7 protein-coding genes are annotated in these 16814 nt (G+C 42.1%); all 7 read left to right on the top strand.

The window, feature by feature from the left end:
- Positions 1-73: 73 nt before the first annotated feature.
- Positions 74-2653: a T9SS type A sorting domain-containing protein gene (locus tag ACHFIY_RS07790; protein ID WP_410845514.1), complete on the top strand. Its 2580-nt coding sequence runs from the start codon at positions 74-76 to the stop codon at positions 2651-2653.
- Between the two features lie 95 nt (positions 2654-2748).
- Positions 2749-5328, top strand: coding sequence for a choice-of-anchor Q domain-containing protein (locus ACHFIY_RS07785; RefSeq protein WP_410845513.1), 2580 nt, complete (start codon positions 2749-2751; stop codon positions 5326-5328).
- 86 nt (positions 5329-5414) lie between these two features.
- Complete coding sequence (locus tag ACHFIY_RS07780; protein ID WP_410845512.1) at positions 5415-8009, top strand: choice-of-anchor Q domain-containing protein; 2595 nt, start codon at positions 5415-5417, stop codon at positions 8007-8009.
- Between the two features lie 43 nt (positions 8010-8052).
- Positions 8053-10260: a GH92 family glycosyl hydrolase gene (locus tag ACHFIY_RS07775; protein ID WP_410845511.1), complete on the top strand. Its 2208-nt coding sequence runs from the start codon at positions 8053-8055 to the stop codon at positions 10258-10260.
- 104 nt (positions 10261-10364) lie between these two features.
- Positions 10365-12560, top strand: coding sequence for a glycoside hydrolase family 3 N-terminal domain-containing protein (locus ACHFIY_RS07770; protein ID WP_410845510.1), 2196 nt, complete (start codon positions 10365-10367; stop codon positions 12558-12560).
- Positions 12561-13192: 632 nt separating this feature from the next.
- Complete coding sequence (locus tag ACHFIY_RS07765) at positions 13193-14497, top strand: acetylxylan esterase (protein WP_410845509.1); 1305 nt, start codon at positions 13193-13195, stop codon at positions 14495-14497.
- Between the two features lie 21 nt (positions 14498-14518).
- A complete protein-coding gene (locus ACHFIY_RS07760; protein WP_410845508.1) occupies positions 14519-16780 on the top strand; it encodes a GH92 family glycosyl hydrolase in 2262 nt (753 codons plus the stop codon).
- Positions 16781-16814: the final 34 nt, after the last annotated feature.

The following is a 16814-nucleotide window of genomic DNA, read 5'->3' as shown; positions in this document are numbered from 1 at the left end:
CTGAACCTATGTTTCTATGTGCATATATGGCGAACAGTTGCCATATTTCAATAACAATCGTAAATAAAAAAAAATGCAAAAATGTTGCTTGCTTATCGTTTGTGTACTTGTTTGGGTTAGTGCGCACGCTACTAATTATTATATTGATTCTGCCAAAGGCAACAACAATTTTGCTGGCACAAGTCCTGCCAAAGCCTATAAAACCATCCAGAAAGGGGCAGACCAGACCAATGCCGGAGACACTGTTTTTATTATGAATGGCAGTTATGCGCCTTTTATGATTTCTCGTCCGGGCAATGCATCGGCACAAATTGTTTATACAAACTATCCAGGCCACAAGCCTAAATTAACATCTACAAGTACTACTTATGGGTTGGTTACCATAAAGCCAGGCGCTAATTATATTACTGTGAATGGGTTGGAAATAATTGGATATGGTGTAAGCCTTTCTTTGGCCGCAGATACTGGCGCCGCACAGGCAGCCGTAGTTTGTCCGGTTGCCAACGATACCGCTACTTCCACCACTTTTATAAAGAAATACAATAGTAGTGGGATTCTTGTAGGTAATAATGACACAACGCTTGCTGGTACCCACCATATAGTAATTACCAACAACATCGTTCATGATTGCGCTGCGGTTGGCATTGCGTTTGGGCATACGGACTATATTACCGTTGTGGGCAATATTTGTTACAATAATTGTTGGTACACGCCTTATGGTACCAGCGGCATCTCGTTTGGGTATTCTTACAATTACGACAACAACACCACTACTTACCGTTCAATTGTAAAGAACAATGTTTGCTATGGCAATAGGTTGTATGTGCTTTGGCACACAACCTGCACCATTTCCGATGGCAATGGCATCATCCTCGATATTCCTATACTTGGCTATAATGGTAAAATTTTAGTGGCCAATAACATTTGCTACAATAACGGCGGCACGGGCATTCATGCATTAAGTACCAATCATGTTGATTTTTATAATAATATATGTTATTTAAACAATGCTAGCCCGCAAAATGGGGGTGGTTCTTTGTTTGGCTATGTAGGCGACAGTTTAAATTTTTATAATAACATTATTGTTACCCGCCCCGGCAAGAATGTGCTTGGTGGGAAAAAAACAACGCATGTAGTTTATGATTACAATATTTATTATGGCGGAAAAGCATTTACCCTTACCGATTTGCACAGTTTTGTACAGGATCCTTTGTTCATCAATGCTTCTACCAATCCCAAAGTTGCCAATTTCCATTTGCAGCCCGGCAGTTTTGCCATCAATAATGGCAGCATCACGCATACAACACCTATTGATAAAGACAGCGTTGCGAGGCCTATCGCTTCCATTGTAGATATTGGGGCTTACGAAACCAATTACACAGGCAGCCTCAATACTTGTAATATCGGGTTGCAAGCAAAAATAATAGGCAATGGCACAGGCACGGGCGAGGGCAGTGCCACTACCTATTATGGACCTTTTGACACTAAGCCCGATTCTATCAATCAGCAAAGCCGCAAAGCCATCATTTACCCAGATACGTTGTTCAAGAATGTGCCAGCAAATGCAACTATAACTAGCTTGCAATTCAAGAGGGCTAACCAAATATCGACAACCAATACGGCGTTTAGCACACAGGTGCTGCCAGACAGTACAATAATAAGGGTGTACCTGAGGAACGAGGCCAGCGACAATTTCGGTACTGGTGCATTTGACTGGGCTACTATTTTGCCAGGTGCCGCCAACCCTGCCTCATTGGTTTATGAAGGCGATGCTGCTGCCTTTGTGGGCAATTCCGGCGGCTGGCGCGCCATCACTTTCCAAACACCTTTTAGCTATTCTGGCGCACACATAGGCTTTTTTTTAGATTATGTGCAAAAGAAAACGATTGCGGGGGGTACAGACATCAATTGGCTTTACGATAATGGCGGCAGCCAGCCTTTTTACCTTACCACCAAATACCCGCAAATGGCAAATGCCTTCAAATATACCAGTGCCAGTGGCACGAATACCATTGGTAACAGCTTGACGGTAAGCAATGAAAGGCGGCCAGTAATGTCGTTCGGCTATTGTACAAGCCCATCCGCTTTGCCAGTAAGCATTGTGCAATTCAATGGTAAATTAAAGGCAGGCAATGCCTATTTGGATTGGGTAGTAGCCAACGAAATAAACAATGCTGGGTTTGATGTGCAGCGGTCGGCAGATGGCATTGGTTTCAATACTATTGGATTTGTAGCTTCCAAGGCCGTTAATGGCAATGGTTCCGTTAATAATTACAGCTTCATGGATGCGGCACCTTTAAGCGACATAGGTTTTTACCGCTTGCAGCAAAAAGACAAGGATGGGCAAACCAGCTATTCGGCCATCGTTTCCATTGCCAATTCGGGAAAGCCGCTTAGTTTAATAAGTATCTACCCAAATCCTGTTAGCAACAATTTATATGCTATTATCAATATGGCTGGACAAAATACGGTAGCAAGGTTTAGTATCCAAGATATTACAGGCAGGGTAGTTAGCAAATTGGAAAAGGCATTAGCAACAGGGCAAAATAAAATAGCCATTGATGTGTCTAAACAAGGTGCTGGTACTTATTTGCTTGTTGTTGAATTGCCTAATGGCAATAGGGTAGCAAACAAGTTCGTAAAAAATAAATAAATATTCAACACATGGAAACATAGCTGAACCTATTTTTCCATGTCCCTATATGGCGGATAATTGCCATATTTCAATCACAATCGTAAATAAAAAAAATGCAAAAATGTTGCTTGCTTATCGTTTGTGTGGTGGTTTGTCTTGGTGCGCACGCTACTAATTATTATATAGATTCCGCCAAAGGCAACAACAATTTCAGTGGCCTCAGTCCTGCCAAAGCATATAAAACCATTCAAAAAGGGGCAGACCAGACCAATGCAGGCGATACTGTTTTTATCATGAATGGTAGCTATTCCCCTTTTATCATCTCTAGGCCAGGAACTGCATCGGCACAAATCGTTTACACAAACTATCCAGGGCACAAGCCTAAGGTAATATCTACAAGCAACACTTATGGTGTCATTTCAGTGAGACAAGGTGCTAATTACATTGCCATCAATGGGTTGGAAGTAGTAGGTTATGGTGTCAATCTGAATTTGGCAACCGATACCATTGCGGCACAAGCAGCCGTGGTTTGCCCAGTTGCAAATGATACAGCCACTTCTACCGTTTTTATTCCAAAATACAACGGAGGTGGAATTTTAGTGGGTGCTAATGATACATCTGCACAAGGCTGTCACCACATTGTTATCAGCAATAATGTGGTGCATGATTGTGCAGCAGGCGGCATCGGATTTGGGCATACAGACTATATTACCGTTGAGGGAAACACCTGCTATAACAACAGTTGGTACACGCCTTATGGTACTAGTGGTATCGGCTTTGGCTATTCCTATAATTATGACAACAACACCACCACCTACCGAACCATTGTGAGAAACAATGTGTGCTATGGCAACCGATTATATGTGGTTTGGCGCAGAACCTGCACCATTTCCGATGGCAACGGTATCATCCTCGATATTCCGCAGGCTGGCTATAAGGGCAGAATTTTAGTTGCAAACAATATTTGCTTTAACAATGGAGGCACAGGAATTCATGCTTTAAGTACAAGCCATGTTGACTTTTACAACAATATATGCTACTTAAACAATGCAAGCCCACAGAATGGCGGCGGCTCCTTGTTTGGATTTGATGCCGATAGCTTAAATTTCTACAATAACATTATTGTTTCACGGCCAGGCAAAAATGTGCTTGCTGGCAAAAGGGTTACGCACGTAGCGTATGATTACAACATTTATTACGGTGGCAAACCATTTAACTTTACTGATTTGCACAGTTTTGTACAAGACCCTTTGTTTATCAATGCTTCTACCGATCCCAAAGTTGCCAATTTCCATTTGCAGCCAGGCAGTTTTGCCATTAACAATGGCAGCAACACTCATACAACACCTACTGATAAGGACACGATTGCCCGGCCTATGGCTTCCATTGTGGATATCGGGGCTTATGAAACCAATTATACAGGAAGCCAAAATACTTGCAATATCGGCTTGCAGGCAAAAATAATAGGCAATGGCACCGGCACCGGCGAAGGCAATGCCACAACTTATTACGGGCCTTTTGACACCAAGCCCGATTCTGTTAATCAGCAAAGCCGAAAGGCCATCATTTACCCAGATACTTTGTTCAAGAATATACCTGCTAATGCTACCCTTTCTAGTTTGCAATTCAAGCGGGCAAATCAAATATCACCAACTATTACAGCTTTTAGTACACAGGTAGTGCCAGACAGCACCTTGATAAGGGTGTATCTTAGAAACGAGGCCAGCGACAATTTCGGAGCGGGCACATTTGATTGGGCTACCATTTTGCCAGGTGCTGCCAACCCTGCAATATTGGTGTATGAAGGAGATGCTGCTTCCTTTGTTGGCAATACTGGCGGATGGAGGACGGTGCCGTTCAAAACTCCTTTTGCTTATGAAGGTGCGCATATTGGCGTATTTCTAGAATACGTGCAAAAGAAAACGATTGCTGGGGCCACTGACATCAATTGGCTTTATGACAACGGCGGCAGCCAAGCTTTTTACAACACTGCCAAATACCCACAAATGGCCAATGCGTTCAAATATACCAGTGCCAGCGGCAAAAATACCATTGGGAATAGCTTGATGGTGAGCAATGAAAGGCGGCCAGTAATGTCGTTCGGCTATTGTACCAGCCCATCCGCTTTGCCTGTAAGCATTGTGCAATTCAATGGTAAATTAAAGGCAGGCAATGCCTATTTGGATTGGGTAGTAGCCAACGAAATAAACAATGCTGGGTTTGATGTGCAGCGGTCGGCAGATGGCATTGGTTTCAATACTATTGGATTTGTAGCTTCCAAGGCCGTTAATGGCAATGGTTCCGTTAATAATTACAGCTTCATGGATGTGGCACCTTTAAGCGACATAGGTTTTTACCGCTTGCAGCAAAAAGACAAGGATGGGCAAACCAGCTATTCGGCCATCGTTTCTATTGCCAATTCGGGAAAGCCGCTTAGTTTAAGAAGTATCTACCCAAATCCTGTTAGCAACAATTTATATGCTATTATCAATATAGCTGAACAAAATACGGTAGCAAGGTTTAGTATCCAAGATATTACAGGCAGGGTAGTTAGCAAATTTGAAAAGCAATTGGCAGCAGGTCAAAATAAAATAGCCATCGACCTGTCTAAACTAGGTGCTGCTACTTATTTGCTGGTGGTAGAATTGCCCAATGGAAGCAGGGTGGCAAGCAAGTTCATAAAAGATAAATAGCTTATTCAGCATATATCCGCAAAGGGAGTATTTACTTGTATTCTTCCTAGTTTGTTTGATAATTTACTCATAAAAAAACAAATACAATGCAAAAATATTGTATGGTTGTAATTGGTTTACTCCTTTGGTCAGGTGCAAATGCCACCAATTATTTTATAGATTCTGCTAAAGGCAATAACAATTATAATGGTTTGAGCGTGGCCCGTGCTTTTAAAACCATTCAGAAAGCAGCCAACCTCACCAACCCTGGCGATACTGTTTTTATAATGAATGGGAGTTATGCACCTTTTTCCATTCCAAGACCAGGCAATGCAACTCATCAAATTGTTTACACCAATTATCCAGTGCATAAGCCCAAAATTGTATCTACTAGCACTACTTATTCAGCTGTTAGTGTAAGTGCTGGTTCCAATTATGTTACCGTAAATGGATTGGAAGTAATAGGCTGGGGCGTAAACCTTTCACTGGCTACAGATACAATTACAGCAAAGGCTGCCCTAGTTTGCCCAGTAGTGGGTAGCCCTGCTACCTCTACCACTTACATCCCGAAATATAATGGCTCTGGAATAAATGTAAGCAGCAAAAAATCAACAATTATTACCCATCATGTGGTTATAAGCAACAATATTGTCCATGATTGTTGTAATGTGGGTATAGGATTTGGTAATTGTGATTATATTACAGTACAAGGCAACATTACTTATAATAATAGCTGGTACTCACCTTATGGCACTAGCGGCATTTCATTTGGAAATTCGGCCAACTATGATACCAATACCACTACCTACAGGAATATTGTGAGGAACAATATTTCTTATAGCAACAGGATGTATGTGCCTTTTTATAATGATTGTAAGATTACCGATGGCAATGGTATTATATTGGATATCCCTAAAGCAGATTACAATGGACGGTCGTTGGTGGCAAACAATATTTGCTTTAATAATGGCGGATCGGGCATCCATACCTTCAGCACCAACAACGTTGATATTTTTAACAATGTTTCTTACCTCAACTCGGCAAGCCCAGAAATCAATAGCAGCAATATTTATGCGTTGCAGGCAAAGAACATTAGGATAATGAACAACATTATTGTAGCGAGGCCTGGCAAAAAAATGAATGGCATCAACGCTACTACCAACCTAGTATATGATTACAATATATTTTATGGCGGTGCTACTTATGAGTTGGTGGGTGCCCACAGTTTTATTCAAGACCCAAAATTTGTGAACCCATCTACAGATCCTGCTATTGCAGATTTTCGTTTGCAAGCCAACAGCATAGGTATTAATACGGGAGACAATAGTAATACTACTGCTACGGATTTTGCAAGCGCGGCACGGCCTATTGCTGGCACGGTAGATATTGGAGCCTATGAATCCAATTATACAGGAACTTTTCAAGCATGTACTGGCAGTTCAGCAGGTACGTCTTCTTTGGTCATCAGTAATGGAAATGGCAATGGGTTGGGTGAAGTGAGTGCAAGCTATGTATATGGTTTATGCGATTCTCGACCAAGTGTGGCCAACCAAAAAAGCAGAAAAGCTTTTGTTTATCCCCAGCCATTATTAACGAGTATTCCTGCAAATACCATTATTAAAAGTCTAAAATTTCGTAGGGCAATCCAAACTTCGTCTTCAAATACCACACCAAGCACCGATATAGTGCCTGTAAATAGTGGCTTAAGGGTTTACTTGCGCAATGAAGCAGCTGATAACTTAGGTGCATCCGCTTTTGACTGGAGTAGCATTTTGCCAGAGTCTTCCATTAACCCTGCCACTTTGGTTTTTGGTGGCGAAGCAGGGAATGTGATTGGCAATGCTGGCGGATGGAAAGAGTTGGTTTTTCAAACCCCTTTCACCTACACAGGCAAAAATTTGAGTGTGTATGTGGAGTACTTCCAAAGCGGTAATATTGCTGGCGGGCTAGACATCAATTGGATTTATGACCATCCTAGTACACAGCCATTGTACAATACTAACAATTATCCCAATGCGGCTTATGGGTTTAGAAGCACCTCTACCAGTGGAAAAACAGTAGTATCCGGTATATTAACAACTACTAATGAAAGGCGGCCTGTAATAACCATTAACTATTGCACAAATATTTTGCCGATTAGTTTTGTAAGCTTTGATGCTAAATTTAAAAACGGCCGAGTGCTATTAAATTGGAGTACTGCTAATGAGATAAGCAATGCAGGGTTTGAAGTACAGCGTTCTGCAGATGATGGAAACTTCCAATCTATAGGTTATGTGGCTGCAAAAGACACCAATGGAATTGATGGCAATGCTTATAATTTTACAGATTTAGCTCCATTAAACGGCAGTGGGTACTATCGCTTATTACAAAAAGACAGGGATGGAAAAGCTATTTATTCAACCATCGTTTCTATTTCAAATTCGCCCGAGTCTCTTAGCCCGCTCCGTATTTACCCCAATCCCATTGGTAATATATTATATGCTGTTATCAATATTCCCGAATCGAATATAGTAGCAAAGATTAGCATTTGTGATGTAGCTGGCAAGGTGGTAAGCTCATTTGAAAGGGTATTAAGATCCGGAAAAAATAGCATAGCAATTGATGTTTCTAAACAAGGTGCTGCTACTTACTTGCTGGTGGTAGAAATGCCAAATGGTAATAGGTTAGTTAGTAAGTTCTTAAAAAAAAATAAAACAAAATAGAACGCTTGCCTTTAATCGAGGGGGCAAGCAAAAAATAATTACAATGCAAAGAAAAAAGCAACCTTTAAGAAAAATGATACTTGCTGCAATGCCAATAATACTGGTATGCACAACAACAGTTGCCCAACAAAAAAATACCAAACAGCCAGTTGATTATGTAGACAATCGCATAGGGGTAATAGATGGTCCCGATGCGTCTAGTTGTGTAATAGGGCCGCAGTTGCCATTTGGGTCCATCAATCCAAGCCCACAAACTCAAAACGGCAGCGATGATGGCTATGACCCTGCAGAGCCCATACGGGGTTTTGGGCAGTTGCACGTAAGTGGCACGGGTTGGGGCACAAATGGGCAAATATTTTTGTCGCCACAAATTGGCTTGGCAGTAGGGGAGAGCGAACACGATTCCCCAAAATCCAACGAAAAGGCACAGCCTTTCGAATACCAGGTTACATTAGATAGGTATAAAATTAAAACACAATTCACGCCATCTTACCATAGTGCCATTTACAAATTCACTTTCCCTAAGTCAGATAGTGCTACTATTCTGTTGGATATTACCCACAATATCCCAATGGACATCAAACAAAGAATTGGTGGGGTAGTTTCAGAGGGCGATGTAACCATAGAAGGCAATCAAATAACAGGGCATGGCATTTATCTTGGCGGTTTTGGCGGGGGCAAATATCCTGTTTATTTTGTGGCTATTGTGGATAAAAAGCCTGTTGGTGTTGGCACTTGGCTCAATGGTACCGTATCCATGGCTTCTACCACGCAGCAATTAATAAAGAAGAACGATAGGGTGGGTGCCATACTGAATTTTTCTACCAATGCAAATGAAACCATCTACCTGAAAATTGCCGTTTCTTACAAAAGTATTGAGCAAGCAAAAGCATGGCTAAATGAAGAAATTACAGGATTCGATTATGAAAAAACAAAAGCCAATGCTAAATTGATTTGGAACAAAGCCCTGAAAAAAATTGAAGTAGAAGGCGGCACGGAAAAAGACAAAACCATTTTTTATACGGCCATGTACCATGGCCAACTCATGCCCCGCAACAGGACAAACGACACAAAAGCATTTGGTAAAGACCTGCCTTTCTGGGACGATCATTTTGCCGTTTGGGACACTTGGCGCACCATGTATCCTCTCCAAGCATTGATAAATCCCGAAATGGTGAGTGGAACTGTCAATTCTTTTATTGAGCGGTTCAAGAAATATGGGGTAGTAAGGGATGCCTTTGTAAATGGCAATCCCATGGAAAATGAACAGGGTGGCAATAACATAGACAATATTATTGTTGACGCATACCTGAAAGGTATTAAAGGTGTTGATTGGGAAGCTGCCTATAAAGTATTGAAAAGCGATGCCGACAACCAGCGTCTAGGCAGTTTTGCCTGGCGAAAACAGGATAGCGCCAACAATACCTACAAAGAAAAGGGATGGATACCCGCTGGCATCATGAATTGTTCCATGACACTGGAATATGCGTATAACGACTATTGCACGGCATTGATGGCAAAAGGCCTAGGGAAAGAAGAAGACTATAAAAAATATGCAGATCGCAGCCACCAATGGGTGAACCATTGGAACAAAGATGCCGAAAGCGATGGTTTCAAAGGGTTTATTGCACCCAAAAATATCGATGGGATATTTGTGGATATTGACCTGAAAAAATACCCTGGTTCATGGAAAAACTATTTTTATGAAGGCTCTAGTTGGACTTATTCTTGGTTTATGCCTCACGATTTTGAAACATTAGTGGCCTTGTGCGGTGGCAAAGAAGCCTTCGCAAACAAGCTTGAATATGGGTTTAAAAATAATCTAATTAATTACGGAAACGAGCCAGCATTCCTTGCAGTGCATGGTTTTCATTATGCCGATCGTTCAGATTTAAGTAGCTATTGGGTGAGGAAATTAATGCGGGATAAGTTTACCGAAAAGGGCGTGCCGGGTAACGACGACAGTGGTGCTATGAGTGCTTGGTACATATTCTCAGCCATGGGTTTCTTCCCCAATGCAGGTCAAGATATTTACTATTTGAGTGGCCCCTTATTCAACAAAACCACTTTGCATTTGGGCAATGGAAAAACATTGGTAATCTCCGCCCCAAATGCCTCAGATAAAAATATCTATGTAAATGGAGTTGCCATCAATGGGAAAACAATTGATGGAGCGATTATACATCAGTCCGATATAGCAAATGGCGGAGAAATAGTATTTGACATGGGTGGGTTGCCTTTAAAAAAGTGAGATTTTGGACTTTAAAATATACATACCAATCTCCTTTACTATTTGCCTTGTATAATAAAAAGAGATAGTAATTGCATTTGTACTTAATAATATCTAGTTTGAAAATGAAAAAAATATGCTTAATTTTAATAATGGCCAGTGTTAAGGTCTGCTTTGGGCAATTGCCCTTGTACAAGCAAAAAGCAGCATCAGTAGAAGCTAGGGTAAAAGACTTGGTAGGCAGGATGACATTAGAGGAAAAAATCCTCCAGTTGAACCAATATACCCTAGGCGAAAACACCAATAAAAACAATATTGGGGATGAAACCAAGGTTTTGCCCCCCGGCATAGGTTCCCTCATTTTTTTTAGTGCAGACCCCGTGCAGCGCAACCTTGTGCAAAAAAAGGCAATGGAACAATCCCGCTTGGGCATACCCATCCTTTTTGGCTTTGATGTAATACACGGTTTCCGGACGGTGTACCCTATTTCGCTTGCACAAGCCTGTTCATGGAACCCTGCCCTTGTAACCGAAAATTGCAGCGTGGCAGCCAAAGAGGCTGTATTGTCTGGTATAGACTGGACGTTTTCGCCAATGATAGATGTAGCCCGTGACCCACGCTGGGGAAGGGTTTCTGAAGGTTATGGCGAAGATCCTTACGCCAATGCCATTTTTGGTGTAGCTACTGTAAAAGGTTATCAAGGCAATAATTTATCCAACCCATATTCTATTGCTGCCTGCTTAAAACACTATGTGGGCTACGGCATGAGCGAAGGGGGTAGGGATTACCGCTACAGCGATGTATCGGCACAATCTTTATGGGAAACTTACCTGCCGCCATATGAGGCTTGCATCAAAGCTGGGGCAGCTACGGTGATGAGTGCCTTTAACGACATCAGTGGCGTGCCAGCATCTGCCAACCATTATACATTGACCGATATATTAAAAAAACGCTGGGGGCATGATGGCTTTGTAATTTCTGACTGGGATGCCATTGAGCAGTTGATATACCAAGGCGTGGCAAAAGACAAGAAAGAAGCAGGGCTAAAAGCATTCCTTTCTGGCGTAGAGATGGACATGCGCGACAATATCTATTTCGAGAACTTTAAGCAATTGATTGCTGAGAAAAAAATACCTGTAAGCCTAGTGGATGAATCGGTGGCAAGGGTCCTGCGGGTAAAATTCAGGCTTGGTTTGTTTGATGAGCCATATACCACTATTATGCCCGAAAAAGACAGGTACTTGCAACCAGAAAGCAAGGCATTGGCTGCAAAGCTGGCAGAGGAATCAGTCGTATTGCTAAAGAACAAAAAAAACACATTGCCTTTAGCTGGCAGTATAAAAAGCATTGCCGTGATAGGCCCCATGGCAAAAGATACGAACAACTTGCTAGGCTCTTGGTCGTTTAATGGGCGTCCAGCAGATGTAGAATCCATTTACAAAGGTTTGGAAAATGAATTTGCCAACAAGCTGCAACTAAACTATGCCAAAGGAAGCGGCTTTGAAGGAACGGATGAAAGCGGCTTTGCAGAAGCAGTTTCTATAGCCAACCAATCAGATGTAATACTTCTTTGTCTAGGCGAGATGAAAACATGGAGCGGGGAAAGTGCTTCACGGTCTAGCATTGCCCTACCTTCCATACAAGAGAAATTATTAGTTGAATTGAAAAAAACAGGCAAGCCAATAGTGCTGGTATTGTCAAACGGCCGCCCATTAGAACTGGCAAGGGTAGAACCGCTTGCAGATGCCATAGTAGAACTGTGGCAGCCCGGCGTAGCTGGGGGTACGCCTTTGGCAGGGATATTGTCTGGCCGGGTAAACCCTTCGGGAAAACTGCCTATTACTTTCCCCTTGACAACAGGGCAGATACCTACTTACTACAATATGCGCCAAAGCGCAAGACCATTTGATAAAATGGGCGATTACCAGGATATAGCCACCGAGCCATTGTATTGGTTTGGGCATGGGCTAAGCTATACCAGTTTTGAATATGGTACTCCAAAGTTGTCCGCACAAAAAATAAATAAAAGCCAAGAGTTGACAGTTGAAGTTACTGTAAAAAACACAGGCGGCGTAAAAGGAAAGGAAGCCGTGCTTTGGTATGTTTCAGATCCTGCGGCTTCTATATCAAGGCCAGTGAAGGAATTGAAGTTTTTTGAGAAAAAGGAAATAGGGGCGGGGGCTTCGGCTGTTTTTACGTTTACCATCAACCCAATGCGGGATTTAAGTTTCCCCGATGCAACAGGCAAACGGATATTGGAAAGTGGCGATTTTTATGTGCAGGTAGGAAACCAGAAAATAAAGTTTGAATTGGTAGATTAGAAGAGGTTAAACCTATACGGTTTCACATGCTTTTACGTTTGGGCAGCTATAGTTATTAACGTAGGTTATTTGGACAATAGTATGTAGTGAAAAGTATTATTACAAAGCGTCAGTGGAAGGCAAGCGAAGGATGCAAGAACATTATTTGAACAACTTGCGAATGACTTCCGTCTAACTATAGTTTGCCTAATGAAGGATGAACGTCTAAGGCAACTTTCCCAAATTTTCAAACTTTCGGGAAGTTCATATCAAGGGTCGGAAAACTTGCGCTAAACTCTCAAATGCCTAACGAACAACTTTCGAAGGATGAACGAAGGCTGAACGAATGCTGAACGAATGCTGAACGAATGCTGAACGAAGGCTGAACGAATGCTGAACGAAGGATGAACGAATGCTGAACGAAGGATGAACGAATGCTGAACGAAGGATGAACGAATGCTGAACGAAGGATGAACGAAGGATGAACGAAGGATGAACGAAGGATGAACGAAGGATGAACGAAGGATAAGTGGGGAACCAACGAACCAGATACATATTAAAATAAGCTATAGAACACAGCAAGTTAATGGAATTTAAGTATAAATACAGAGATGAAATAAACTTTTTTTAACTATATAACTATAAATGCAAAAATGAAACACACGCTCAAATTATGGCTTTCTTCTTGGCTTCTTATAAGCAATATTGTGATGGCACAAGTGCCACAAGCCGTGAAAATAATAGTAGCCCCCAGCCATACAGACTGGAAATACAATCTAGGCGAAAAAGCAACCTTTTCAGTTACGGTTATCAAAAATGGCAATCCCTTGCCAAATACCCGTATTGCTTATGAAATAGGCCCTGAAAAGCAGCCGCCTACCAAAATAGACAGTGCTACCTTAGCCAATGGCAAGATGGATATTGAAGGCGGCACCTTAAAAGTGCCTGGTTTTTTGCGCTGCACGGTAACCGCCTATGTAGATGGCTTTAAATATTCCAACCTTGCTACTGCTGGCTACAACCCGGAAGATATAAAGCCAACCGTAACAATGCCCACGGACTTTGATAGTTTTTGGGACGTTGCAAAAAAAAGCCTCGCCAAAGTGCCTATTGATGCCAAGATGAGGTTATTGCCAGAAAGGTGTACAGGCAATGTGAATGTGTATGAAGTAAGCCTTGGCAACATCAACAACACTAGGTTTTATGGCATTTTATGTGTCCCTAAAAAGGAGGGGAAATACCCAGCCTTGTTTATCCCACCAGGTGCTGGCGTTCGTGCTTATTATGGCGAAGTTGGCTTGGCAGAAAAAGGCGTGATTACTTTTCAGGTAGGTATACACGGCATACCCGTAACCTTGGATGATGGGGTGTACAGCAACTTGGGGGTTGGTGCTTTAAAGGGCTATGCATGGTATGGTTTAGACGATAAAAACAACTATTACTACAAGCGGGTGTATTTGGGCTGTGTTCGCTCCATTGATTTTTTAACCAGCCTGCCTCAATATGATGGGCAAAACATAGGCGTTACAGGTGGAAGCCAAGGCGGTGCATTAACCATTGTTACAGCAGCATTAGATAGCCGTGTAAAAGTATTGGCGGCACATTACCCAGCATTGGCCGATTTAACAGGCTTCCTGCACGGCCGTGCAGGTGGATGGCCATTGTTTTTTTATTACAAGTACGATAAAATGAACAACGAAAAAGACAAAGTGGAAACAATTGGCTATTACGACGTGGTGAACTTTGCCAAGTCGTTAAAAGTAGAAGGGCTATATACTTGGGGTTACAACGATGATATAGTACCGCCCACATCTATGTATGCTGCCTACAACAGTATTATCGCCCCCAAACAATTAATCTTGAACCTAGAAACCGGGCATTACGACATACCTGAAACGGTTGGTAAAATGAATGATTGGATATTGGGCAAATTGAAGGCTGGGCAAGGTGGAAAATAAATTTTACATATAAAAATAACGATGCAATTAATCAAGAATCTATTTGTTTTTTCTTTTTGTCTAAGCAATGCAGTTGTCACGCTTGCACAAGAAAAAACAGATGTGGTAAATAAAGTAGACCCATTTATAGGCGTGCATGGCGGTGGCAATATGCACCCTGCCGCCACGTTGCCATATAGTGTCGTAAGCCTGGGCCCAGATGTAGAATATGTACAGTCACCCTCGGGGTATGGCTATGCCCCCAACAAAAAATTAATTGGTTTTAGCCATGCCCGTACCAGTGGCACAGGCGGCGGTGGTCGCTATGGAAACTTTGCCGTGTTGCCACAGGTGGGCAACATTCAGTTAGTAAACAAGGCTTTTGATGCAAAAAATGAATTTGCAAGCCCGGGCTATTATACCTGCGATGTTGGGAATAGCGGCATCAATGTGGCACTAACATTGGCCAATCCACATGTGGGCTTCCATCAATACACATTTGCCGAGGTGGATACTGCCAATATTTTGCTAGATGTTTCTTCCACCCGCCTAACCAAGGAAAAAAGCTATTGCACAGAAGCCCATGTAGAAATAGTTTCTGATAAAATAGTAAAAGGTTATGCCAAATACAAAGGTGGTTGGGGGGGCGATAACCCATACACGATTTACTTTTATGCTGAGTTTGACAAGCCAGCTATTGATAAAGGCACATGGGATGGGGATATTTTAAGCAGAGGTAAAATGGTTGCCCAATCGGCTCTAAAGAATAATTTGTACCTCGGGGCTTTTTTTAAGTTCTTGGTAAATAAGAAGAGTAACCAAGTGAAATTGAAATTGGCCATGTCTTATACAAGCATTGAACATGCTGAAGCCTATTTTAACCAATCGCCGGGCTGGGAGTTTAATACCTTCAAAAAATCTTGTGACTCCACTTGGGCGCATTTCTTGAACCGCATAAAAGTATCAGGTGGCACTGCCACGCAGCAGCAATTGTTCTACACAAGTTTTTACAGGCAGGCAATGATACCGAGGGATTTAACAGGCGACAATCCCCTTTGGAAATCAAACGAGCCACATTTTTGGGATTTTTATACTTTTTGGGATACTTACCGTACCACTAACCCATTGCTTACCATTATCGATACTAAAAAAGCATCGGAAATTGTACGTTGCCTGATAGATGTGCAGCAGCACAAAGGATGGTTGCCCGAGGCATGGACAGGTGGCAGCTATGGCAGTGTGCAAGGCGGTAGTAATCCAGATGTAGTGGTGGCTGAAGCGATTGTAAAAGGCATAAAAGGCTTTGATTACGAACTTGCTTACAAGGCAATGGTGAACGATGTGGAACATGAAGCGCCCGACCCTTCCATTGCTGGCCGCTATGTAAACATCTATAATAAATATGGCTATATACCTGTTGAAAACTGGTATAAAACAGGCTTTGCACCAACAGGTACTTCCAGGAGCATAGAATATTCCTACAACGATTTTTGCATTGGCTTAGCAGCAAAAAAGCTCGGCAAAACAAAAGCTTACAATCAATTCCTTAATAGGTCTTCCACCATATTCAAAACATTGTATTGCGATTCACTGCAAGTATTTTGGGCAAAAGATTCTTTGGGCAGATGGATAGCAGGCGGAGACAAGGGCGAAACCAATGGCAAAATGCTAAATGGTGCTTGGATGGGCTGGAAAGGCCCTTATTACGAAGGCTCGCCATACTCATACAGTTGCTCAGCCGTACAGGATGTGAATAAGATGATCCAGCTACATGGCGGCAAAGAAAAGTTTATTAGTTTCCTAGATGAAATTTTTGATGGAAACCATTTTGAAGCCGATAACGAACCTGGGATGCACCTGCCTTATATGTATATTTATGCAGGTCAACCCCACAAAACCTATGAAAGGCTGAGAGAAGTTTTCAAAACAAAATACAACACCACCAGCAGCGGCTGGCCGGGCAATGATGATGCGGGTACCACATCCGCATGGTATATATGGGGCAACATGGGCATTTACCCAATGGCGGGGCAGGATATTTATTTGCTTACAACGCCAACTTTTTTATCTTCTCAATTTGAACTCAAAGATGGCAAATCTTTCAGCATAGAAGCAAAAGAGTTATCGGCAGCGAATACTTATATACAATCTGCCACGTTAAATGGCAAGCCTTGGAACCAAGCATGGATAAGGCATAGAGACATTATGAAAGGAGGCAAGTTGGTTTTAATAATGGGTGCAAAGCAATCAGCATGGGGTAGCAGCAATTTGCCCCCAAGTTTCGATAAAATATTAGCTGATTAGCGTGGAATTTGATGTGCGGCTAATTGAAATTGCT

It is taken from the genome of Parasediminibacterium schistidii (assembly GCF_046546515.1).
Classification (GTDB): domain Bacteria; phylum Bacteroidota; class Bacteroidia; order Chitinophagales; family Chitinophagaceae; genus Parasediminibacterium.
Note: the sequence above shows the minus strand (reverse complement) of the source record. Positions and strands in the feature narration are given on the sequence as shown.